This is a genomic window from Kribbella ginsengisoli, assembly GCF_039537185.1.
GTDB classification, from domain to species: domain Bacteria; phylum Actinomycetota; class Actinomycetes; order Propionibacteriales; family Kribbellaceae; genus Kribbella; species Kribbella koreensis.
On the sequence record NZ_BAABAA010000006.1, the window covers coordinates 337,441 to 357,719 of the forward strand.

At 67.6% G+C, this 20,279-nt stretch carries 23 protein-coding genes and 1 riboswitch; of the genes, 18 read left to right on the forward strand and 5 right to left on the reverse strand.

Features of this window, described 5'->3' with window-relative positions:
- Positions 1–91: 91 nt before the first annotated feature.
- The 11 genes from ABD768_RS22660 to ABD768_RS22710 all read left to right on the forward strand — a co-directional run bounded on the left by ABD768_RS22660 (position 92) and on the right by ABD768_RS22710 (position 8,255).
- Positions 92–715, forward strand: coding sequence for a hypothetical protein (locus ABD768_RS22660; protein WP_344843693.1), 624 nt, complete (start codon positions 92–94; stop codon positions 713–715).
- A 111-nt stretch (positions 716–826) separates the two neighbouring features.
- Positions 827–891: riboswitch (cobalamin riboswitch) on the forward strand.
- A gap of 54 nt (positions 892–945) precedes the next feature.
- Entirely contained in the window at positions 946–1,149 is a 204-nt protein-coding gene (locus ABD768_RS22665) for a CbtB domain-containing protein (RefSeq protein ID WP_328331054.1), read from the forward strand.
- Between the two features lie 40 nt (positions 1,150–1,189).
- Positions 1,190–1,960: a CbtA family protein gene (locus ABD768_RS22670; protein WP_344843696.1), complete on the forward strand. Its 771-nt coding sequence runs from the start codon at positions 1,190–1,192 to the stop codon at positions 1,958–1,960.
- Complete coding sequence (locus ABD768_RS22675) at positions 1,957–2,577, forward strand: histidine phosphatase family protein (protein ID WP_343982015.1); 621 nt, start codon at positions 1,957–1,959, stop codon at positions 2,575–2,577. Before ABD768_RS22670 ends, ABD768_RS22675 begins: the two co-directional genes overlap by 4 nt.
- A 222-nt stretch (positions 2,578–2,799) precedes the next feature.
- The gene (locus tag ABD768_RS22680; protein ID WP_343982012.1) at positions 2,800–3,348 is read left to right on the forward strand and encodes a hypothetical protein; all 549 of its coding nucleotides are present in this window, start codon (positions 2,800–2,802) and stop codon (positions 3,346–3,348) included.
- A 43-nt stretch (positions 3,349–3,391) separates the two neighbouring features.
- On the forward strand, positions 3,392–4,162 hold the full coding sequence (locus tag ABD768_RS22685; protein ID WP_343982009.1) for an ATP-binding cassette domain-containing protein: 771 nt from the start codon (positions 3,392–3,394) through the stop codon (positions 4,160–4,162).
- Positions 4,159–5,484 (forward strand): hypothetical protein, encoded by a 1,326-nt coding sequence (locus ABD768_RS22690; protein ID WP_343982006.1) that lies wholly within the window; start codon positions 4,159–4,161, stop codon positions 5,482–5,484. The genes ABD768_RS22685 and ABD768_RS22690 overlap by 4 nt, the downstream gene beginning before the upstream one ends.
- On the forward strand, positions 5,481–6,125 hold the full coding sequence (locus tag ABD768_RS22695; RefSeq protein ID WP_343982002.1) for a hypothetical protein: 645 nt from the start codon (positions 5,481–5,483) through the stop codon (positions 6,123–6,125). The genes ABD768_RS22690 and ABD768_RS22695 overlap by 4 nt, the downstream gene beginning before the upstream one ends.
- Positions 6,122–6,610 carry a hypothetical protein gene (locus ABD768_RS22700; protein WP_344843702.1) on the forward strand — a complete coding sequence of 163 codons (489 nt, stop codon included), beginning with the start codon at positions 6,122–6,124 and terminating at the stop codon, positions 6,608–6,610. Before ABD768_RS22695 ends, ABD768_RS22700 begins: the two co-directional genes overlap by 4 nt.
- 89 nt (positions 6,611–6,699) lie before the next feature.
- On the forward strand, positions 6,700–7,887 hold the full coding sequence (locus tag ABD768_RS22705) for an alpha/beta hydrolase (RefSeq protein WP_344843705.1): 1,188 nt from the start codon (positions 6,700–6,702) through the stop codon (positions 7,885–7,887).
- Positions 7,884–8,255 carry a hypothetical protein gene (locus tag ABD768_RS22710; protein ID WP_343981993.1) on the forward strand — a complete coding sequence of 124 codons (372 nt, stop codon included), beginning with the start codon at positions 7,884–7,886 and terminating at the stop codon, positions 8,253–8,255. Before ABD768_RS22705 ends, ABD768_RS22710 begins: the two co-directional genes overlap by 4 nt.
- Before the next feature lie 28 nt (positions 8,256–8,283).
- Here the strand turns inward: ABD768_RS22710 and ABD768_RS22715 are convergent, their stop codons facing one another.
- The gene (locus ABD768_RS22715; protein ID WP_343981991.1) at positions 8,284–8,661 is read right to left on the reverse strand and encodes a VOC family protein; all 378 of its coding nucleotides are present in this window, start codon (positions 8,659–8,661) and stop codon (positions 8,284–8,286) included.
- 159 nt (positions 8,662–8,820) lie between these two features.
- On the opposite strand from ABD768_RS22715, the gene rox reads away from it, so the two are divergent.
- Positions 8,821–10,245: a rifampin monooxygenase gene (rox, locus tag ABD768_RS22720; protein ID WP_344843708.1), complete on the forward strand. Its 1,425-nt coding sequence runs from the start codon at positions 8,821–8,823 to the stop codon at positions 10,243–10,245.
- A gap of 2 nt (positions 10,246–10,247) precedes the next feature.
- Here the strand turns inward: rox and ABD768_RS22725 are convergent, their stop codons facing one another.
- The 4 genes from ABD768_RS22725 to ABD768_RS22740 form a co-directional block, all read right to left on the reverse strand.
- Positions 10,248–10,643 (reverse strand): VOC family protein, encoded by a 396-nt coding sequence (locus tag ABD768_RS22725; RefSeq protein ID WP_343981985.1) that lies wholly within the window; start codon positions 10,641–10,643, stop codon positions 10,248–10,250.
- An 8-nt stretch (positions 10,644–10,651) separates the two neighbouring features.
- A complete protein-coding gene (locus ABD768_RS22730; RefSeq protein ID WP_344844026.1) occupies positions 10,652–11,386 on the reverse strand; it encodes an SDR family NAD(P)-dependent oxidoreductase in 735 nt (244 codons plus the stop codon).
- A 188-nt stretch (positions 11,387–11,574) separates the two neighbouring features.
- Positions 11,575–12,426 (reverse strand): fumarylacetoacetate hydrolase family protein, encoded by an 852-nt coding sequence (locus ABD768_RS22735; protein WP_344843712.1) that lies wholly within the window; start codon positions 12,424–12,426, stop codon positions 11,575–11,577.
- A gap of 19 nt (positions 12,427–12,445) precedes the next feature.
- Positions 12,446–13,141, reverse strand: coding sequence for a GntR family transcriptional regulator (locus ABD768_RS22740; RefSeq protein ID WP_343981977.1), 696 nt, complete (start codon positions 13,139–13,141; stop codon positions 12,446–12,448).
- A 137-nt stretch (positions 13,142–13,278) separates the two neighbouring features.
- On the opposite strand from ABD768_RS22740, the gene ABD768_RS22745 reads away from it, so the two are divergent.
- The 6 genes from ABD768_RS22745 (at position 13,279) to ABD768_RS22770 (ending at position 20,040) form a co-directional block, all read left to right on the forward strand.
- Positions 13,279–14,370 (forward strand): sugar ABC transporter substrate-binding protein, encoded by a 1,092-nt coding sequence (locus ABD768_RS22745; protein WP_344843719.1) that lies wholly within the window; start codon positions 13,279–13,281, stop codon positions 14,368–14,370.
- 5 nt (positions 14,371–14,375) lie between these two features.
- Positions 14,376–15,479, forward strand: a complete 1,104-nt coding sequence (locus ABD768_RS22750; protein ID WP_344844029.1) for a mandelate racemase/muconate lactonizing enzyme family protein — start codon at positions 14,376–14,378, stop codon at positions 15,477–15,479.
- Positions 15,476–16,561: an ABC transporter permease gene (locus ABD768_RS22755; RefSeq protein WP_343981969.1), complete on the forward strand. Its 1,086-nt coding sequence runs from the start codon at positions 15,476–15,478 to the stop codon at positions 16,559–16,561. The genes ABD768_RS22750 and ABD768_RS22755 overlap by 4 nt, the downstream gene beginning before the upstream one ends.
- Positions 16,558–17,562 carry an ABC transporter permease gene (locus ABD768_RS22760; RefSeq protein ID WP_344843723.1) on the forward strand — a complete coding sequence of 335 codons (1,005 nt, stop codon included), beginning with the start codon at positions 16,558–16,560 and terminating at the stop codon, positions 17,560–17,562. Before ABD768_RS22755 ends, ABD768_RS22760 begins: the two co-directional genes overlap by 4 nt.
- Positions 17,559–19,091, forward strand: coding sequence for a sugar ABC transporter ATP-binding protein (locus ABD768_RS22765; protein ID WP_344843726.1), 1,533 nt, complete (start codon positions 17,559–17,561; stop codon positions 19,089–19,091). The genes ABD768_RS22760 and ABD768_RS22765 overlap by 4 nt, the downstream gene beginning before the upstream one ends.
- Positions 19,092–19,194: 103 nt before the next feature.
- Positions 19,195–20,040: an amidohydrolase family protein gene (locus tag ABD768_RS22770; RefSeq protein WP_344843727.1), complete on the forward strand. Its 846-nt coding sequence runs from the start codon at positions 19,195–19,197 to the stop codon at positions 20,038–20,040.
- Positions 20,041–20,279: the final 239 nt, after the last annotated feature.

Below are 20,279 nucleotides of genomic sequence, written 5' to 3' on the forward strand. Positions count from 1 at the left end.
ACCTTCGACCACCTTCGAAACGGTTTTCCGGTCTAGTCCGAGCTGGCACGGTGAGGATCCCGAATCGTCGAGCCCGAGGGACCTCATCCACATGCAGACACACAGCCGCCGTACCGTCCTGGGCTTCGCCGCCGCGGCGGTCGCCGCTCCCATTGTCCTGTCGGCCGGTCAGGCGAGCGCCTCCGGCACACTCACCTTCGCGCAGTCCACCGACGCGTGGACCCAGATCAACCAGGCCAGGGCGAGTACGTCGTACTGGGCCTTCGATCGCGATCGCGCCAAGGCCGGGCTCGAGTTCGGCGGCAGCGGACTCTGGCGATCGATGTTCCGGTTCAGCATCGCCGAGCTGGCCGCTGGTGTGATCGAGTCGGTCAGCTTCTCGATCGTTCTCGACCACACACCGGGTCCGAATCCGACGCCGGTCGAGCTGTGGTCGACGGCTCCGATCGACCCCGACGTACCGGTGACCTGGAATACCTTCGCCGGCTCATGGCTCGGTCTGGTCGCTTCGGCATCAGGTGCCGCCTATCCCGGTGCGGGGCAGCCGGACCAGAAGCTGACCTTCTCCATCGGGCCGGACGTCGTGCAGCAGGCTGTGGACGTGCAGCACCAGTTCGTGACGCTGGGGCTTCGGGCTCCCAACGAGGGCGACCGGCTCCAGTGGAAGAAGCTCTACGGCGACAGCGCCAAGTTGGAGGTGACGTACCACCGCTGAGCCGTTGTCCGACCGCGCCCGGGTGGGAAAGATCACCTGGGCGTGGTCAGCGCGTTGACCCCGGTGGAAGCGGGCGACTACCTTTCGGGGGACAACCTGCGGTGCCATGAGGGAAACCGGTGAGAGACCGGTACGGCCGCGCCACTGTGAACGAGCTTGCTCGTGAGTCAGGACGCTCAGGCACCAGCAGCCTTTCGATTAGGGACGCGCACTTCCCTAGGAGGTCTCCGATGTCGGCAACCACGCCTGCTCGCTCAGTCGCAGTCCCGGCCATCTCGCCCCGGCTGCTCGCGATCGCTCTCGTCACCGTCGTCCTGGCGCTGATGCTCGCGTACCTCGTCGGCTTCGACCAGGGCGCCCTGTCGCGCTCGGGCATGTACCTGCACGAGCTGATGCACGACGGCCGGCACCTGCTCGGCGTCCCGTGCCACTGAGTCCTGCCGTAGTACCACCTCTCTGAACGACAGGACTGCCATGCGCACCTTCGGATCCCTCCTGGTGCGCGGACTGATCGTCGGACTCTTCGCCGGCCTGCTGGCCGGAACCTTCGCGTACGTGATGGGCGAATCGCACATCGACTCCGCGATCGCGATCGAAGAGGCCAACGCGGCCGCGCACAGCCATGACGACGGCTCGACCGCCGGGCACAGCCACGAGGCCGAGGAGAAGCCCCTCGTCAGCCGTGACGGCCAGCGAGCCGGGCTGTTCCTGGCCACCTCCCTGTACGGCGTTGCGCTGGGCGGCATCTTCGCGGTCGGCTTCACGCTCCTGCGCCGCCGCCTGCGGACCAGCAGCGATTCGTACGCCGCCCTGGGGCTGGCCGCCGCCGGGTACGTCGGGATCGTGCTGATCCCGTTCCTCAAGTACCCACCGAACCCACCCGCGGTCGGCGACCCCGACACGATCACCAAGCGGACGATCACCTACCTGCTGACCCTGGTGATCGGCCTGCTCGCCGTCTGGGCCGGCGTCGCCGCGTCGCGCTGGTCGGCCCGCTTCGGCACTGCTCCCTGGATCCGGCTGGCCGTCGGTGGAGGCGCGTTCCTGCTGACCGTGGTCGCCGCGTACCTGTTGCTGCCCGCGATCAACGAGGTTCCGGAGACGTTCCCCGCTACGCTGCTCTGGAAGTTCCGGCTGGCCTCGCTGGGCACCCAGACCACGCTCTGGCTGCTCCTCGGGCTCGGCTACGCGGCGGCGATCGACCGTCGTACGGCGAAGGTCGACTCTGAGGTGGTTGCCGCTTGACGTCTCTGACGCTGGTCGCGCATGCGCTGACTCCCGCCCTCCGGGGCCTGGTCCTCGGCGGTGACGCCGCACCCGACCCTGCTGGGGTCGAGGCGGCGCGCGAGCTGAAGATCGTCGCCGACGAGATCTACTGCGGGCCGGAGACGGCCGCGCTGGCCACGGCGTCGGCGCTGGGGTTGTCGCCCGTCGTGGTGCCGGCGCTGCGAGACCGGGAGTACGGCGACTGGACCGGGCGCGAGCTGGAGGAGTTGCTCGAGGCATCGCCGGGTGCGGTGGCGACCTGGCTCGAGCGTCCGCACACGGCCCCACCCGGTGGCGAGACCGAGAACGACGTCATCACGCGGGTGGCCGACTGGCTCGGCGACCTGACTCGGTCCGCGGGCGCTGGGGGTTTCGGCGGCTCCGACGCGGATGGTTCCGGGGTTGTGGATAACGGCGACCGGGGCCAGGCGGATCGGCGTACGGTGGCGGCGGTGGTGCACCCGGCGGTGGTCCGAGCGGCCGTGCTCTACGTCCTCGACGCGCCCGCCGAGTCCCTGCGGCATGTCGACGTACGCCCTCTGTCGGTCCTCCACCTGTCGGCCCACGCCGGCAACTGGTCACTCGCCTTCCGCTGAGTCACGACCTGCCCCCGGCCGCCTGTGCTTGCCGGGGGCAACCGCATTGGTGCTTCGGGCATCGATTTCCCACCGGCGCCGACCGGATTGCCACTTTTGGCATAGACTTTTTCATTGTCGGTGACTGCGTCTGTACCTACCGTAAGCGGAGCCGAGTCGTGAGCGTGAGGCCACCGACCGGCGCCGAGCCCGGCTCATCGAGCCGGGACGAGGGAGGAACAGATGAATCGTCGTAGACGCCTGACCGCGGTGCTGGTGGGAACAGCAGTCGCGGTCGTGGGTGGGGCGAGTCTTGCCGAAGCGCTGCCCGGCGGTCCGTGGGCATCGTCGTCGAGTCCGCAGGCCGTCAACTTCGCCGGCTGGAAGCCTGCCGGATACTCCTACGGGAGCTGGCAGGGATACAAGGAGGATGCGGGGCGCGGTTCGCGCATCCAGGACTGGTCCGCATCCCGGGCAGTGTCGGGGTACAACGGTGGTGACCGGGGAGCCTTCACCCAGCACGACTGGTACTCCAACGGGAACTACTGCTACGTGAGCTCCTGGTCCGACGCCGGCGGCGGCATCTCGTGCCAGACGGGTTGGCACGGGCACGGTTCGAGCAACTCCGGCTCGAACGCGAGCAGCTCCTGGAAGTACTGGGAGACCTGGAACGGTGTCGACCCGACCGGGAACAGCGGTCGCGGCCAGATGAAGACGTGCTGGAACGTGGTGTCGGCTCCCGACACCTGCGCGAGCGGGTCGTACCTGCGTGGCGCGAAGTACGACGACTGACGCCGACCGGCCCGACATCCAGCTAGCAGAGAACAGGTAGACCATGGGGTCGTCCCCGATCATCGAACTAGACGCAGTGTCCTTCCGTTACGGCCGTCGTGAGGTACTGCGCGAGGTATCCGTAGGGATCGGGGACGGCCTCACCTTTCTCGTCGGTGAGAACGGTGCCGGCAAGACCACCTTCTTCCGGCTGCTGCTGGGGGCCGAGACACCGCGGTCCGGCCGGATCGATCTGCTGGGACAGCGGACCGGCCGGCTGAGCGGCACCCAGCTGCGCCGTCAGATCGGCTATCTGCCGCAGGACTTCAGCTATCCCGGCCATATGCGGGTCCGCGACTTCGTCGCCTACATGGCCTGGTTGAGGCAGTTGCCGACCGCAAGCATCGACGAAGCGGTGACGAAGGCGCTGGCCACGGTCGGACTGGCGGACCGGGCCGGCGAGCGGCTCGACCAGCTGTCAGGTGGCATGGTTCGCCGCGCCGGTATCGCACAGGCTCTGGTTCACGGCCCACAGCTGTTGCTGCTCGACGAACCGACTGTCGGGCTCGATCCAGGCCGCCGGGTGAAGATGCGCGAGCTGCTGGTCGAACTGTCGGCGACGGTCGCGATCGTCTGCAGCACTCATCTGCTCGAGGACGTCGATCTGACCGACGGGAAGATGGTCGTACTGGCTGGCAGCCGGGTCGTCTACGAGGGAACCTCGCGGGCTTTCGGCGACCTGGTCAGGGCGGGCGAGACGACCGCTTCCACCTTCGCGTCGCCGCTGGAGCAGGCGTTCCTGCGGCTGACCGGCGTGGACGGAGAGTCCGAATGAGCGCCGCCGGTACCACCCTGCGTCAGACGCCACCGGCCGCGGAACCGGGCCTGCGGAAATCCTCTCCATGGTGGCTGGCGGACCGCCTGGCGTTGTGGACCTGCGCGCTGCTGCTCCCGGTCCTGCTGGGGTTGGCCAGCTACGGCCTGGTCTCGGAGTTCGATCTCTGGCGGTTCGAGTATCCGCGTGCTGCCGATCGTCCGGGCGTCTACCTCTTCTTCGCGGGCCCGGTTCTGGCCGGTGTCTGTGCCTGGAACGCCTACCGCTGGCGCCTCAGCCTCAAGGGCCTGCAGGAGGGGCTTCCCGTCCCGGGACTGATCTGGCGAGCGAGCTGGCTCCCGGTCGGGATCGTCGCCGTGCTTGTCCATTGCATCGTGGTCACGACTCACCTGGTGATCGCCCGCGTATCCGGAGCGATCGGCGAGATCGATCCGCGAGCCCTCCTGGTGCAGTTCATCGCTGTGCTGGCCTGCTGTGCTTTCGGGGCCCTGATCGGTGGAGTGAGCAACGGTCCGCTCGCCGCACCCGCCTTGCTGTTGGGAATGCTTGCCGCGAACACCTTGCTGGCGCAGTGGGGATTTCGGCGGTTCACCCAGGTCGGTACCGGCGCTGCCGACTTCGTCGATCTTCGGTATGCCGGTGGCTACCTGTGGCCCAAAGCGGCCCTGTATGTGGCCGTCGTGCTGCTCGCCCTACCGCTGCGCTGGTCATCTTGGGGGCGCCTGGCCGACCTGCTGCGGACGACTGCTTTGACCGTGGCAGCGGTGGTCTCGGTGATCCTGGTCTGGGTCTACTCAGGACCCATGCTCGAGCTGCATCCGGAGCCTCGACAGTGTGCCGGCTCCAGCCCGGAGGTCTGTGTGCCGATGTCCATGGTCTCCAAGCGGGCCGAGATCGACGCCGCGGTCGGCCGGGCCGTCACCGCCCTCCGAGCCGGCGGCGTCACCTCGGGACCGGCCCGGGTCGACGTCATCTCGCGGGGTGCCACGTCGGTGCCGAAGGGCCAGGCCGGCCTGCTGGTGTCCGGCGCGACCCTGCATGACGAACGCGCGCTTCGCCGGGAGGTCGCGCGGGCGTTCTCCGGGGCGCAGATGTGCGACGACCTGACCGCGACGGCGGGTCCGCCGGACAACGTGATCATGTCTCGGGCCGCGCTGGACGGCTGGCTGCAGACCCGGACGGATTCGGTGGAGGACGGCTCGTTTCCGCCGGAAGCTGTGCAGGCCCTCGATCGGGGGACCAAGGAGGAGCAGCATCGAGCGCTGGCGACCTTGTTCACCGGCGTCTGGAACTGTTCGGCCTCCGTGGCGCTGCCCAGATGAGTCTCTCCCCGAGCTCCGTGCGGTTGCCGGTGCTGTACTTCGTCCGCTCGCGCTGGACGCTGCGCACCGGCGTGATCCTGCTCGCTCTGCTGGCGCTGTCCTACTGTCTGCAGGGCCAGAACATCGGAGTTCCCTTCGTGCCGGGCGACGCGGTGGTGCGCAGTTCGCCGCTGCTGCCGGTCATCCTGACGATTCCGCTCGCAGGTGCGACTGCGACGGCGATGGCGACCTTGGAGTCGATGGTCGCTTCTTCACGTCTGACCGGCGCCCGGCTGTTCTGGGCCCTCGTGCTGACCGTCGTGGCCGTCGGTCTCGCGGCAGCGGCGGCCAGTGGGGCGGAGGAAGCCGGTACGGTCGCAACGGCAGCGAGGAACGCGGCGGCATTCCTCGGAGCCGGACTGGCCGGCGCCGCGCTGCTGGGCGCTGACCTGGCCTGGTTGCCGTCGTGTTTACTTGCCCTCTGCACCTTTTTCTTCGGGAAGAACATCGACAACGAGGTGCGCGGCTGGGCGTGGCTGCTGCACCCGGCCGCTGACTCTGCCGCGACGGTGATCAGTATCGGACTGCTGGTGTCCGGCGGTGGGTTGTTCGCGCTGCTCGATTCCAGTGGGTGGCTGCGACGAAAGGCGGCGATCGGATGAGTGTCCTGCGAAGGTTGGCCGGTGACAGTACTCCGGCGCGGGTGCTGACGGGGGCCGCCGTACTGATCGCGGCGGTGCTGCTGATCTGGGCGGCGCACGGGATCCGGAGTGTGCGAGCTGACTCGGGGGAACTGGACTGGCTGCGGGCGGACGGGACCCGGAGTACGGCGAAGGTTCTCGAGTTGGGGCTGGCGGATGATCGTGGCGTGGCGCAGACGGTGTGGGTGGCCGGGCCGGACGGGCAGGAGTGTTTCGTCGACCTGGCGCACAGCGAGTTGCCGGGGCGCACGGTTGGTGGGGAGATCCCTGTTGTGCTGGATCCGCGGGAGCGGGGCGCGTGTACCGGCGTCGGGACGGACATGATCGATCGGGGGTTCGCCGGGGAGTACGTGCGGCGGGCCGGACCGCCCGTGGTCCTGCTGTTGGTGCTGGTCGTCGTAGCGATTGCTGCCCGGCGACGTCTCGATACCGTGCGAACCAGCTGAGCCGGCTCTTCCCGTCCGGGGCTTCGGGTGCCACACTGCCGGGAGCCCAAGGTGAGGTTTCGGTGACAGCGCGCTGACGGGGAGTCGCGATGCCGGGAGAACTCGACGCACGGTTCGAGGCGAACCATGCGCTGCTGGTTGCCGCGCGTGAGCGGTTGCAGGCGGCGGTCGACGCGGAGACTGCGAGCAAGCAGGACCGTACTCGGCTGGACACGGTCAACGACCTGCTGAGGCCGGTGCTGACTGCCGAGGCCGATGCCTCGGGCAACGTCGTACCGGTGCAGCGGTACCGGCACTTCTGGTCCGTCGATGTCGAGGGTCAGGGGCGGGCGGTCGAAGTACTGGGTGATCTGTCGTCGGCGCGCAACGTGGCCTTGCTGGTGCCTGGGATGGGCAACTCGCTGGAGACTTTCGGCGGGCAGGCGGACCGTGGTGAGGCGATCCGGCATGAGGCTGGGCCTGGTACCGCCGTGATCGTCTGGCTCGACTACGACTCGCCGCAGGGGATCCCCGCCGCGATGAGCAAGGCGCCCGCGCTGGAGGCCGCGCCTCGCCTGGCCGCCTTCATCGACTCGGTGTCCGAGGTCAAGTTGCCCTCGGCAATGGTTACGGTGGTCGGCCACAGCTACGGCACCGAGGTGGTCGGGCAGGCCCTGCTGAACGGCGCGCACCCGGACAGGGTGGTCATGACCGGCAGCCCGGGCATCGACAAACACGTCGACCAGGCAACGGACCTGGTCGCGCCGCCGACGCGCCTGTACGTCGAACGCGCACCGGGCGATTACGTCGCCTACACCCAATGGCATGGCCCCGATCCCGCCGACTTCCCCGACGCGATCCGGATGGCAACAGCCGATCCGCTGGCCTCCGACGAGGCGGTCTCCGTGCACTGGCACAACGAGTACTACCGAACCAACAGCGAATCCCTGCGCAACGTCGGCCGAGTGGTCCGCGGCGACCTCGCCCACATCTCGAGAACCGACACCACCCCGATGCAGGAAACCCACCTGGCCTGGGGCCCCGGCCTCCGAAAGCTCTCCGGCGCAGCCGCCAAGGTGTATGACGGTGTAGTGGCAGTCACCAACCCCACCCGCGAAACGGCCCGCCGCGCCACCGAAACCTCCCGCCGCCCCGACGGCTCCCATCAGCCCGCCGACGGCTCCCGCCAGCCCGCGGACGGCTCTCGCCGGCCCGGCAGCGTCCCGGACGGAGCGCGTATCCCGTCGAGACCCGTTGGCCCAGCGCACTCACGACGACCCCGGGGGCCGCAGCGATGACCGACGCCCGAGAGTTCCTCCGCGAAGAACTACTCGCGGTCGCAGCAATCGTCGTACCAACCCAGCGCCCGGTAGTCACCCACGACCCCGGCCCTGTAAACCCCGGCGCCCTCTTCGACGGCCGGGCCCCCGCCACCGTCTCCAGCGTCACCGTAGAAACCGGCAACCCAACCTCACCCGACCCAGCCTGGGCCATAGCCGCCGCCTCCGCCGCCCTCCAAGCCCGAGGCTGGCAAACCGAAACCACCCCACCAGAAGCCGGCCACCACCGCCTATCCGCCCACCACAACGGCTTCGACATCACAGTCCACGCCTGGACCACAGACTGGCGAATAACCTTCACCGGCCAAACCCCACGCACCGACTAGTTCCCCACGCACCCGTCCGACGAGTGGGTCAGCTGGTGGCTTCTCGTTCGGCGGCGCTTCGGAGGACGCAGAATTCGTTGTGTTCTGGGTCTTGCATGACGACCCAGCCGGTGCCGTCGGGCTCTCGGAAGTCTGCGGTGATGGTGGCGCCGAGGGTGAGGAGCCATTCGACTTCGGTATCGCGGGGGCCGTCGGGGACCAGGTCCAGGTGGAGGCGGTTCTTGGTGGTCTTCTCGTCGTTGTTCTGTTCGAAGAGGAGGTTCACCTCGGGGGTGTTCACCGCGGCGTACTGCTCGCCGGGGAAGTCGTCCGCGGGGCGCTCGGCGCGGAGTACCTTGAGCCAGAAGCCGGCCAGTTCGTAGGGGTCACGGGCGTCGAAGGTCACCGTGCGCACAACTGAGGTCATGGGCAAAACAATAGGCAAGGAGAAGTGCATCTCCTTGCCACAACCAATTTATAGCGCAGGGGTGGGCTTGCCGCAAGGCCCGGGGTGTGCTGGAGAATCACTCGCCGTAGCCAGAAACCTGAACAAAATCAGGGCAAAAGCGACCTTGGGGGATTGTGAATGATTGACGTGATCATCGCCGGTGGCGGACCGACCGGCATGATGCTGGCCGCCGAGCTGCGACTGCACGGCGTCCAGGTGGTCGTCCTGGAGCGGCTCCTGGAGCCGTCTCCGATCGTCCGTTCGCTCGGTATGCACGCGCGCACCGTGGAGGTGATGGACCAGCGCGGGCTGCTCGAGCGGTTCCTGGCGCTCGGCACGAAGTACCCGGTGGGCGGCTTCTTCGCCGGCATCCGCAAGCCGGCGCCGGAGCACCTCGACACCAACCACCCGTACACGCTGGGCATCCTCCAGCCAGTCACCGACCGTGTGCTGACCGAGCACGCCGCTGAGGTCGGCACCGACATCCGGCGCGGAGCCGAGCTGGTCGGGCTGAGCCAGGATGCCGAAGGCGTGACGGTCGAGCTGGCCGACGGTACGGAGCTCCGCTCGCGTTACCTCGTGGGCTGCGACGGCGGCCGCAGTACGGTGCGGAAGCTGATCGGCATCGCCTTCCCCGGCCAGGAGGCGACCAGGGAGGCGCTGCTGGCCGAGCTGAAACTGACCGCGTCGCCGGAGACCGTCACCGAGGTGATGACCGAGGTCCGCAAGACCGAGCTGTGGTTCGGCGCGGGGCCGGTCGGGGACGGGATGTACCGCGTCGTAGTACCGGCCGCCGGGGTGTCGGAGAATCCGCGGATCCCACCGACCATCGAGGAGATCAGCAAGCAGATGATCGCCACGGCCGGTACCGACTTCGGGGTGCACTCGCCGAGCTGGACGTCCCGGTTCAGCGACGCCACGCGGCTCGTGGAGCAGTACCGGACCGGCCGGGTGCTGCTGGCCGGCGATGCGGCGCACGTGCATCCGCCGATCGGTGGGCAGGGCCTCAACCTCGGCATCCAGGACGCGTTCAACCTCGGCTGGAAGCTGGCCGCCGAGGTCAACGGCTGGGCACCGGATGGCCTGCTCGACAGCTACCACGTCGAGCGGCACCCGGTTGCGGCCAGCGTCTTGGACAACGTCGTCGCCCAAGGCCTGATGATGTCCAACGATCCCGCCGGACAGGCCGTACGCCGCCTGGTGTCCGACCTGATGGACTTCGACGAGGTGAACCGGTACCTGACCCAGCTGATCATGTCGGTCGACATCCGGTACGACTTCGGCGACGGCCCGCATCTCCTCGGTCGCCGGCTGAAGGACGTGGTCCTGAAGCACGACCGCCTGTACGCCCTGATGCATCAGGGCCGCGGCCTGCTCCTGGATCAGTCCGGCAAACTCTCGATCGGCGGCTGGGCCGACCGGGTCGACCACGTGATCGACGGCAGCGACGAACTGGATTTCCCCGCCGCCCTGCTGCGCCCGGACGGGCACGTCGTCTGGATCGGCGAGGACCAGCAATCCCTGGAAACCCAACTGGGCAAGTGGTTCGGCGCGGCCGTCTGAGTTCAGTGCTGCCAGCTCTTGTAGACGAACTCGAGACTGTAGCCGTCCGGATCTAACACATTGGCCGCGTAATAGCGGGGGTCGTAGTAAACGCGTGCAGCCGGTACGCCGTTGTCTGTGGCCCCCGCTTCGATCGCCGCCGCGTAGGCCGCATCCACCTCCGCCTCACTGTTCGCGACAAACCCGACGTGCGCCGCCCGACTGTCCACGTCACCGGATCGAAGCCAGAAGAAGATCCGCCCATCGGCGCCGAACCCCTTGAGATCCGGGTGCCCCGGCGGACCGTCGGCCCCGTCGTAGTCGACCCGGGTCGTGATGCCGAGCGGCGCCAAAACCCTTGTATAAAAGGCGATCGAGCGATCGAGCTCACTCACCGAGATGAAAACATGGTCGAGCATCCTGCTCCTTAAATGAGGAAACCGCCGGAGACCTCGATGGACTGAGCATTGACCCAGCGGTTCTCGTCGGACAGCAGGCTCGCGACGACGCGTCCCACTTCCTCCGGTTCACCGACCCGTCCCAGTGCCGTCTGTGAAGCCAGCAACGCCTCGAACTCATCGGTCAGCCCGCCGCCGAGCTCCGTCCGAATCGCTCCGGGCGCTATCGAGTTGGCCCGGATCCCGCGTGCACCGAACTCCTTGGCCATGTACCGCGTGAGCACCTCCAGCCCACCCTTGAAACTCGCGTACGGCGCCACTCCGACGGTCGCCGTCCGGCTGGTAGCACTGACCATGTTGACGATCTGCCCACCATCGACCATCAACGGCAACAAGGCCTGCGTCAAAAAGAACGGCCCCTTAAGATGCACCTTGAACAACCCGTCGAACTCATCCTCGGTCACCGTCGCGATGGGGTTGTAAAGCCCGTACCCAGCGTTGTTCACCAGGTATTCAAACCCATCCCGCCCCCACGTCTCCCGCAAAGCCACCCGAACCTCACCGACAAACCCCGCGAACGAAGAACTGTCCGCCACATCCAGCTTCAACGCCGCCGCCGTACCGCCGCCCGAGACGATCTCCTTCACAACCCGCTCAGCAGACTCCGGATTGTTGTTGTAGGTAAGCAGAACCCCCATGCCCCGCTCGGCACAGGCAATAGCGGTAGCAGCCCCGATACCACGGCTGCCCCCAGTAACAATCACGATGCTCAACTGACTCGCCTTCCCGATTCGTTGAACCGAGTCAACGCTCAGAACGCCCCCCAAGGAAGGCCGTCTCTTCCTGGGTGCCCCACACCCAGGATCAACGCCGCGAGATCAGCAGCGAAACCGACTCCTCGTCGAGCGGTTCATAGCCTGGATCCAGATGAACATGACTGGGCTCCGGGGGGTCAGGCTTGGGTGAGGGTTTGGGATTGTTTGCCTAGGCCTTGGATTTCGCATTCGACGGTGTCGCCGGCTGACAGGTACGGGAAGCGGCCGGAGAGGGCTACGCCTTCGGGGGTGCCGGTGTTGACGATGTCGCCTGGGTCGAGGGTCATGTACTGGGAGAGGTCTCGGATCAGGGCGGCTACCGAGAAGATCATGTCTCGGGTGTTGGAGTCCTGGCGGGGCTCGCCGTTGACCCAGGACTTCAGGGTCAGGTCCTGCGGGTCGGAGATCTCGTCAGCGGGGACCAAAGAGGGGCCCAGGGGGTTGAAGGTCTCGCAGGACTTGCCCTTGGACCACTGGCCGCCGGAGACCTCCAGCTGCAGGGCCCGCTCGGAGACGTCGTTGGAGATGGTGTAGCCGGCGACGCAGGCCAGGGCTTCCTCGTCGGTGGTGAGGTAGCGGGCGGTCTTGCCGATGACTACGGCCAGCTCGACCTCCCAGTCGGTCTTGGTCGAGCCGCGAGGGACCAGGATGTCGTCGTTGGGGCCGACGACGGTGTTCGGGTGCTTGTAGAACAGGACCGGGTTCTTCGGCGGCTCGGCGCCCGACTCGGCCGCGTGGGCCGCGTAGTTCAGGCCGATGCAGACGACCGCGCCGGGCTTCGCGATCGGGGCGCCCACGCGGAGCCCCTCGACCGAAGCCACCGGCAGGGAGCCATCAGCCAGCGCGGTGCGAGTACGAGCGATGCCGTCGGAGGCGAGGAAGGCGCCGTCGATGTCGGCGGTGACGGAGCTCAGGTCGTAGACGGTGCCGTCGGTGGCGCGCACGTACGGGCGCTCCTCGCCGACCGCGCCGAGGCGCAGCAGTTCCACAAACACTCCTAAGAGAGAGTCAGAGTTGGTCGAACACAGGCCGCAACCGGGCCCGGGACGCTTCGATATGTGCCTTCATCGCGGCCGCCGCCTCAACCGGGTCACCCTTGCGAACAGCAGCCACGACGGTCTTGTGCTCGCGCAACGCCTTGGTCGCGATCCCGCCGCCGTAGTACAGCCGGAACAGGTGCAGGTGACAGTGCGTGCGCGCGAAGGACTGCCGAGCTGTCTCGTTGCCCGACAGCTCCAGCACCAGGTCGTGGAACCGCTGATCGTGCGCGGCCATCGCCTTGTAACTGTCGTAGTCAGGACGATCCGGTACGTCGGTGTAGCTCAGCATCTCGTCCTTCAACCGAGCCATGTCCTCGGCTCCGGTCCGCTCAGCCGCCCGGCCGGCCGCCCACGGCTCGATGTGCAGCCGGTACTCGAACAGGTCCTCGAACTCCTCGCGAGTCAGCCGTGAAGACACCCGATACCCCCGCAGCGGCTCCTTGATCACCAGCCCGTCCGACTCCAGCCGGGCCAGCGACTCGCGGATCGGCGTCTGGGAGATGCCCAGCTCGCGGGTCAGCGCGTCGATGTTCAGCCGGGTGCCCGGCTCGACCACGCTGTCCATGATCAGGCCCTTGACGGTCTCGTAGACGTCGTCGCTCAGCACCTGCCGTTGAGGCAGCCGGGCGAGCTGCCCCGCCAGACCCACATGCGCATCTGTCACAGTCGCTCCTCCCGAAGCCCCATCATGCCCGACCGGCGGTGTGCACAGTCGTTATGACGACAAGTCTTGACGCCACCAGTGTGAAGCGGCAGCATCAGCTACGCAATATCCTATAGGATCTTTGAGGAGCCAGCCCCATGACCGTCCACTCGATCTACCGGAAAACCGCCGCCGGGCTGGCCGTCGTTGCGCTGGCCGCAACCGGCTGCAGCACCAAGAGCTCCAACGACGCCACCGGCACCTCCGGAGACGATGCTTCCACCGGTACTTCGAGCGGCCCGGTCGAGCTCAAGGACGGTTCGAGCGTCAAGCTTGCCCTCATCCCCGGTGGCGCGCACCCCTATTTCCAGCCCTGGAAGACCACCGCCGAGCAGGACAAGACCGATTTCAAGCTCGGTGGTGTGACGTTCAACGAAACCGGCGAGTGGGACCAGGGCAAGCAGAACAACGTGATCAACTCGCTGGCCGCCCAGGGCTACAACGCGTTCGGCATCTTCGGGGTGTCGCCGACCGACATCAACTCCACCTTCGAGGACCTGAAGTCGAAGGGCTTCGCGGTCGGCTCGCTGGCCTCCTGCCCGGCCGGTGACACCAACTCGGCCGACTTCTGCCTGTCCACCGACGTCGAGGCAGCGGCGTACAAGGCGACCAAGGCGACGATCGAGGCGATCGGCGGCGAAGGCACGATCGTGCACCTGACCGGCAACAACGTCGACTCGAACACCCAGCGCCGGATCGCCGGCGTCAAGACGGCCATCGCCGAGACCAACGGCAAGGTGACCGAGCTGCCGGTGATCACCGACATCGACAAGGACCTGCAGACCGCGCAGAAGGCGGTCGCCGACCTGCTTGCCTCGAAGGGCAAGGAGATCAAGGGCATCGTCACCACCGCCTACAACCCGGCCGTGGCCGCCGCCGACGGGGTTGCCAGCAGCAAGCTCCCGATCAAGGTGGTCGCGATCGACGACGACGCCAAGATCCTGTCCGGGATCAAGTCCGGCGGCGTCGCCGCGACGGTCACCCAGAACCCGGTCGGCCAGGCGTACGTCGGCGGCTGGCTGCTCGCCCTGCTCGGCTCCAAGCAGTGCACGATGAAGACCCCCGGCGTGATCGTCGACTCCGGCTCGTTCGTCGTCACCAAGGCCAACGTCGACACGTACGACGCCGAGCGCAAGGCCAAGACGACCGAGCTGCAGAAGGACTTCGCAGCCCAGCTGAGCTGCAAGTGACCGGAGTGCACACCTTGCCCAAGACAACCATCAGTCGCGCCGAGGCGTTCCTGGTCGATCTCGAGGTGGAGACCGTCCGGACCGACGCGGTCCAGGCGTTCCTCAAGCAGGAGACCGTCTTCGTCGAGCTGGAGACCACCGACGGGTACGTCGGGCTGGGCTACTCCTACACGATCGGTACCGGCGGTACCGCCGTCCTCGCGATGCTGCGCGACCACCTCCTGCCCCGGCTGATCGGTGCCGACGCCCGCAACGTGGAGGCGATCTGGTTCGACCTGTTCGCCTCCACTCGGGCGACGACGGTCGGCGCGATCACCTCGCTCGCGCTGGCCTCCGTCGACACCGCCCTGTGGGATCTGCGCTGCCGCCGGGCCGACGAGCCGCTCTGGCGCCTCGCGGGCGGGTTCCGCCAGCGTGTCCCGCTCTACGACACCGAGGGCGGCTGGTTGCACCTGACGACGGACCAGCTCGTCGCCGGCGCGCTCGAGTCGCAGAAGGCCGGCTGGCCCGGGGTCAAGCTCAAGGTGGGCAAGCCGCGGGTCCATGAGGATCTGGAGCGGCTGTCCGCAGTACGGGATGCCGTCGGACCGGCGCTGGACATCATGGTCGACGCCAACCAGTCGATGACGTACGCCGAGGCGAAGCGCCGGGCCCGGGCCTTCGAACCGCTCGATCTGAGCTGGTTCGAGGAGCCGTTGCCCGCCGACGACCTGACCGGGCACGTCCGGCTGGCCGAGTCGACCTCGATCCCGATCGCGGTCGGCGAGTCGATGTACTCGATCTCCCAGTTCCGCGAGTACGTCGCCGCAGGCGCGGCCGGCATCGTCCAGGTCGACGTCGCCCGCGTCGGCGGCATCACCCCATGGCTGAAGGTGGCGCATCTCGCCGAGACCTTCAACCTCGAGGTCTGCCCGCACTTCCTGATGGAGCTCCACGTCAGCCTGACGGCGGCGGTACCTAACGGCCGGTACGTCGAACACATCCCGCAGCTGCGGGCGATCACGAAGTCCGAGATGGAGATCGCCGACGGCCACGCTGTCGCGCCGGACGAGCCGGGCCTCGGGATCGACTGGGACCGCGACGCGATCGACGACCGGCGGGTCTCGTGAGCGCACCCGTCTCGGAGACGGCCACCGCCGCCCTGCAGGAGCCGGACGCGCCGGTCGAGCAGCCGCGCGGCGGCCGTACTCCGTGGTGGGCGAACCAGCGGATCGGCCTGCTGATCCTGGTCGTGGCGCTGTCCGCCCTGTTCGGGATCCTGCGCCCGGCCTTCTTCAACCAGCAACTCGTCGTCTTCCCGCTGCTGCGCGACATCGCGATGTTCACCGTGGTCGGCCTGGCGCAGATGTGCGTGCTGTCGATCGGCCACATGAATCTCGCGGTCGGCCGGATGGCGGCGTTCTCGATGATGATCACCGGCATCTCGTACGACCTCTGGCACTTCAGCCTGTACGCCGGACTGCTCGTCGGCCTGGTCGCCGGTACTGCGATCGGCGCCCTCGCCGGCTGGGTGATCGCCCGGACCGGCGTCAACTCCTTCGTCGTCACGCTCGCGCTCGACTTCCTGCTGCTCGGCCTGATCCCACTCGTCTACACCGGGCTGACCGACAACGCCGCCTTCGTCACCAAGCCGCCGGGGATGCGCGAGCTGCGCAACTACTCGCTCGCGGACGTCTGCATCGGCAACGTCTGCGGATCGCCCGCCGTACCGCAGCTGGCGATGTTCGCCGTGATCGCGATGGTCGTGGTCGGCTGGATCTACAGCCGCACCAAGCTCGGCCGCGAGCTGTTGATGACCGGTACGTCGGTCAAGGCGGCCGAGTTGTCGGGCATCCCGACTGCCCGCCGGGTGATCACGGCGCACGCGATGTCGGGCTGCCTGGCGGCGCTGGCGGGCTTCATGCTCGCGGTGAGCACCGGCTCGATCAAGGCGACGATCGGCGAGGAGTTCATGCTGCCGTCGTTCCTCGGCCCGATCCTCGGCGGGACATTGCTGGCCGGCGGCTTCATCTCCGTCTGGGGAACGTTGCTCGGTACGGCGCTGACGTCGGTGATCCGGAAGGGCCTTGATCTCTTGGGAGTCGGGCTCGAAAGCCTGAACATCTACCTCGGGCTGATCCTGCTCGTCGCGCTCTCGACCGACCGGTTCCGAACAGTGCTGTCCGATCGGCAGGGGGTGAAGGAGCGATGAAGTCCCTGCTGAGATTCGCGCGGACGACCGAGATGACCTTGCTGGCGATCGGCGTGGTGTTCTTCGTCTTCCTGGTGATCGCTTCGCACGGTGATCTGCTCGAGGCGAATTCACTGCGAGTACTGCTTCAGTTCCTTGCGGTGCCGGTGCTGATCGGATTGGCTCAGATGGTGGTCCTCGCTGTGGGCCAACTCAACCTCGCCGTCGGTGCCGTCGGCGGGTTCGCCGCGTGCGCGATGGGCGTGCTGATGGCCGACCACGGGGTCCCTGTCCCGCTCGCGTTGCTGATCGGCTTCCTGCTCGCCTCGCTGGCCGGCCTGGCGAACGGTCTGCTCGTCGTGCTCACCCGGATCAACGGCTTCATCGTCACGCTGGCCACGATGACCGTGCTGCTCGGCGTCCAGTACCGGCTGGTCGGCACCCGCACCGTCGACGCTTATCCCCAAGGCCTGAAGAGCTTCGGCTCGTACGCCGTGTTCGGGGTGCTCCCGCTGATCTTCCTGGTCGCATTGGTGGTGGCCGGGCTGCTTGCAGTGATGCTGCGCCGGACCGTGCCGGGGCGACAACTGCTCGCCTCGGGTGGAAACCCCATCGCCGCAAGGCTTTCGGGGATCTCCAACGACCGCTCCGTGATCATCGCGCACACCCTGTCCGGCGCGATCCTCGGCGTCGCGGCGATCCTCACCATCGCGTCCTCGCCCGGGGTGAACAAGAGCATCGGCGGCGACTGGCTGCTGCCGAGCTTCGCCGCGCCGATCATCGGTGGCGCCCTGCTGACCGGTGGTTCGGCCGTTGTGCTCGGCACGGTGCTGGCCGCCTTCATCGTGCGCTTCGTCGACACTGCCCGGGCCGAGTTCTCCCTCGAACCGAGCTGGGTGAACTTCGTCGTCGGCACCGTCGTGCTCGGCTCGGTCGTGCTCGGCCAGGTGCGCACCCGTCGGCAAGAGCGAAGAACCGTCGTCAAAGCGCCGGACGCAGCGGTGGCCGGAGGTGTCTCATGACGCTCTTCGAAGCCTCCGAGGTGGACAAGCTGTTCCCGGGTGTCCGGGCGCTCGACGGTGTGACGCTGAAGCTCGAAGCGGGCTCGGTGCATGCGTTGCTGGGTGAGAACGGCGCGGGCAAGTCCACGCTGATCAAGGTCATCACCGGGCTCTACAAGCCGGACGGCGGGCGCTTGCTGCTCGACGGCCAGCCAGTGGCCTTCGGGTCGCCGCACGAGTCGGCGTCGGCCGGGATCGGTGTCGTGCACCAGGAGCGCAACCTGATCCCGGGCTTCACGGTCGGGGAGAACATCCTGCTCCAGAAGCTTCCGACCTCCCGCGGGCTGGTGGACCGCGGCCGGATCCGGTCGGAGGCCTCGCGCTGGCTGGCGGAACTGGACCTCGACCTCGATCCGGATCTGCCGGTGACGGAGCTGTCCGTCGCGCAGGCGCAGCTGGTCGAGATCGCGAAGGCTTTGTCGGTGGAGAGCCGGGTGCTGCTGCTCGACGAGCCGACCGCCTCGATCACGCCGAACGAGGCCGAGCGGCTCTTCCGGGTGGTCGCGAAGCTGAAGAACGATGGCCGGTCGGTGCTGTTCGTCAGCCACAAGCTCGAAGAGGTCTTCCAGATCTGCGACACGGTGACCGTGCTGCGGGACGGCTCGTCGGTGCTCGAGTCGGGGGCGTTGTCCGACCTGACTCGCGACCAGGTGGTCGACCTGATGGTCGGTCGCGTGCACGAGGCGCTCAAGTTGCCGCCGCGTACGGTCCCCGAGGCGGCGCCTTTGCTGGAGCTCTCGGGAGTCGGTACTGCGACCGGCCACGTGGATGTCGATCTGTCCGTCCGGCCGGGTGAGATCGTCGGGCTGTACGGACTCGTCGGAGCGGGCCGGAGCGAGCTGGCGAAGGCGTTGCTCGGGCTGGACCGGATCACCGCGGGCGAAGTACGGGTGCGTGGTGAGGTGGTGCGGATCCGGAACGTACGGGATGCGCTGAAGAACCACAAGATCGGGTACGTCACCGAGAACCGCAAGGAGGAGGGTGTCTTCCTCGAGCAGTCGGTCAGCCGCAACATCGCGGTCACCGTCTGGGACCGGCTGCTGAAGCGGCTCGGGTGGATCCCGGGGTTGTCGTATGTCCCTCGAAAAGCAGAATCGGCGTTGGTCGCCGACTATGTCGAGCAGCTCGGGATCCGGATCGCGTCGGCTGAGCAACTGGCCGGCACACTGTCCGGCGGCAACCAGCAGAAGGTGTCGCTGGCCAAGTGGCTGGCGGCGAAGACCGAGATCCTGATCATCGATGAGCCGACCGTGGGGATCGACGTCCGGACCAAGGATGCCTTCCACACGCTGATCTGGGATCTCGCGGCCAACGGGCTGGCGATCCTGTTGATCACCTCGGACCTGCCGGAGATGATCACGCTGGCCGATCGGGTCGTGGTGATGCGCGACCACCGGGTCCGCGGCGAGGTCGCCAACGACCACGACTACGACACGATGAGTCAGCAGGTGATCCGCCTGATCCACGCGGAAGCCCCGGCACCGGCATGACGGCGAGGGAAGCCGGCGCGGCCGGCGGAGCAATCGGAGCGAGCGCGGCTGTCGGAGCGAGCGCGGCGGGTGGAGCGGGCTGGGCGATGGACTGGAGTGGGTTGTGAGCGGGCGGGTTGATGCACACCACCATGTGTGGGATCTGAATGTTCGGGAGCAGACCTGGATGGTCGGGCCGGAGCTGGATCCGGTTCGGCGGAACTTCTCGATCGACGACCTCGCTCCGCTTGCCGCGGAGGCCGGCGTGACCGCGACCGTGCTGGTGCAGACGGTGGGAGTGGCGGCCGAGACACCGGAGTTCCTGGAAGTTGCCGCTAGCAACGACCTGGTGGCCGGTGTGGTCGGCTGGGTGGATCTCACGGCGGCAGATGTCGCGGACGCGCTGGCGGGGCTGAGGCAACGGCCGGACGGCGAGTGGCTGAAGGGCATCCGGCATCAGGTGCACGACGAACCGGATGAGCGGTGGCTGTGCCGCGACGACGTACGGGCCGGTCTCACCGCGGTCGCGGACGCCGGTCTGGTCTATGACCTGCTGACGAAGACTCCCCATCTTCCGGCGGCTCTGGAAACGGTGGAAGCACTTCCGCAGCTGTCCTTCGTCGTCGACCACATCTCCAAGCCGGTCATCGGCGGCGACCTGGAGCCTTGGGCGAGCGGCATCCGCGCCCTCGCCGCCCACCCCAACGTCACCTGCAAACTCTCCGGCATGGTCACCGAAGCATCGTGGACCGACTGGAAGGTCTCCGACCTCCAGCCCTACGTCGACGTTGTACTCGACGCCTTCACCCCCGACCGGGTCATGTTCGGCTCCGACTGGCCCGTCTGCCTCCTGGCCGCGTCGTACCCAGAGGTGGTCCAAGCCGCAGAAGACCTGACCTCCACCCTCACCGCCACCGAACGCGAAGCCATCTTCGCCACCACCGCCCGCCGCACCTACAACCTCCCCTGACGGCGCCCCTGTCCCCAAGGACGAGCGGGAGCACCCAACGGGCGGAATGGTGGGAACGCAACCTCGCCCCCAACGGCCCCCGCCCGACCGGCTCTTGGTTGCTGGTAGCAACGGCGACTCCCAGCGCACGCACAACTCCTCAGGCAAACGATTGCCTCGGCGCGTCGAGGCCGTTCGTAGGGGTTATGCGTGCGCTGCGCTCCGCCGGCGGTGCTGCGGCACGGGGTAGCAGCTGCGTT

Excerpts from the sequence above, each read along its gene's own strand:
- ABD768_RS22660 (WP_344843693.1), top strand. The coding sequence starts at position 92 with ATGCAGACACACAGCCGCCGTACCGTCCTGGGCTTCGCCGCCGCGGCG.
- ABD768_RS22665 (WP_328331054.1), top strand. The coding sequence starts at position 946 with ATGTCGGCAACCACGCCTGCTCGCTCAGTCGCAGTCCCGGCCATCTCG.
- ABD768_RS22670 (WP_344843696.1), top strand. The coding sequence starts at position 1,190 with ATGCGCACCTTCGGATCCCTCCTGGTGCGCGGACTGATCGTCGGACTC.
- ABD768_RS22680 (WP_343982012.1), top strand. The coding sequence starts at position 2,800 with ATGAATCGTCGTAGACGCCTGACCGCGGTGCTGGTGGGAACAGCAGTC.
- ABD768_RS22685 (WP_343982009.1), top strand. The coding sequence starts at position 3,392 with ATGGGGTCGTCCCCGATCATCGAACTAGACGCAGTGTCCTTCCGTTAC.
- ABD768_RS22690 (WP_343982006.1), top strand. The coding sequence starts at position 4,159 with ATGAGCGCCGCCGGTACCACCCTGCGTCAGACGCCACCGGCCGCGGAA.
- ABD768_RS22695 (WP_343982002.1), top strand. The coding sequence starts at position 5,481 with ATGAGTCTCTCCCCGAGCTCCGTGCGGTTGCCGGTGCTGTACTTCGTC.
- ABD768_RS22700 (WP_344843702.1), top strand. The coding sequence starts at position 6,122 with ATGAGTGTCCTGCGAAGGTTGGCCGGTGACAGTACTCCGGCGCGGGTG.
- ABD768_RS22705 (WP_344843705.1), top strand. The coding sequence starts at position 6,700 with ATGCCGGGAGAACTCGACGCACGGTTCGAGGCGAACCATGCGCTGCTG.
- ABD768_RS22710 (WP_343981993.1), top strand. The coding sequence starts at position 7,884 with ATGACCGACGCCCGAGAGTTCCTCCGCGAAGAACTACTCGCGGTCGCA.
- ABD768_RS22715 (WP_343981991.1), bottom strand. The coding sequence starts at position 8,661 with ATGACCTCAGTTGTGCGCACGGTGACCTTCGACGCCCGTGACCCCTAC.
- rox (WP_344843708.1), top strand. The coding sequence starts at position 8,821 with ATGATTGACGTGATCATCGCCGGTGGCGGACCGACCGGCATGATGCTG.
- ABD768_RS22725 (WP_343981985.1), bottom strand. The coding sequence starts at position 10,643 with ATGCTCGACCATGTTTTCATCTCGGTGAGTGAGCTCGATCGCTCGATC.
- ABD768_RS22745 (WP_344843719.1), top strand. The coding sequence starts at position 13,279 with ATGACCGTCCACTCGATCTACCGGAAAACCGCCGCCGGGCTGGCCGTC.
- ABD768_RS22760 (WP_344843723.1), top strand. The coding sequence starts at position 16,558 with ATGAAGTCCCTGCTGAGATTCGCGCGGACGACCGAGATGACCTTGCTG.
- ABD768_RS22765 (WP_344843726.1), top strand. The coding sequence starts at position 17,559 with ATGACGCTCTTCGAAGCCTCCGAGGTGGACAAGCTGTTCCCGGGTGTC.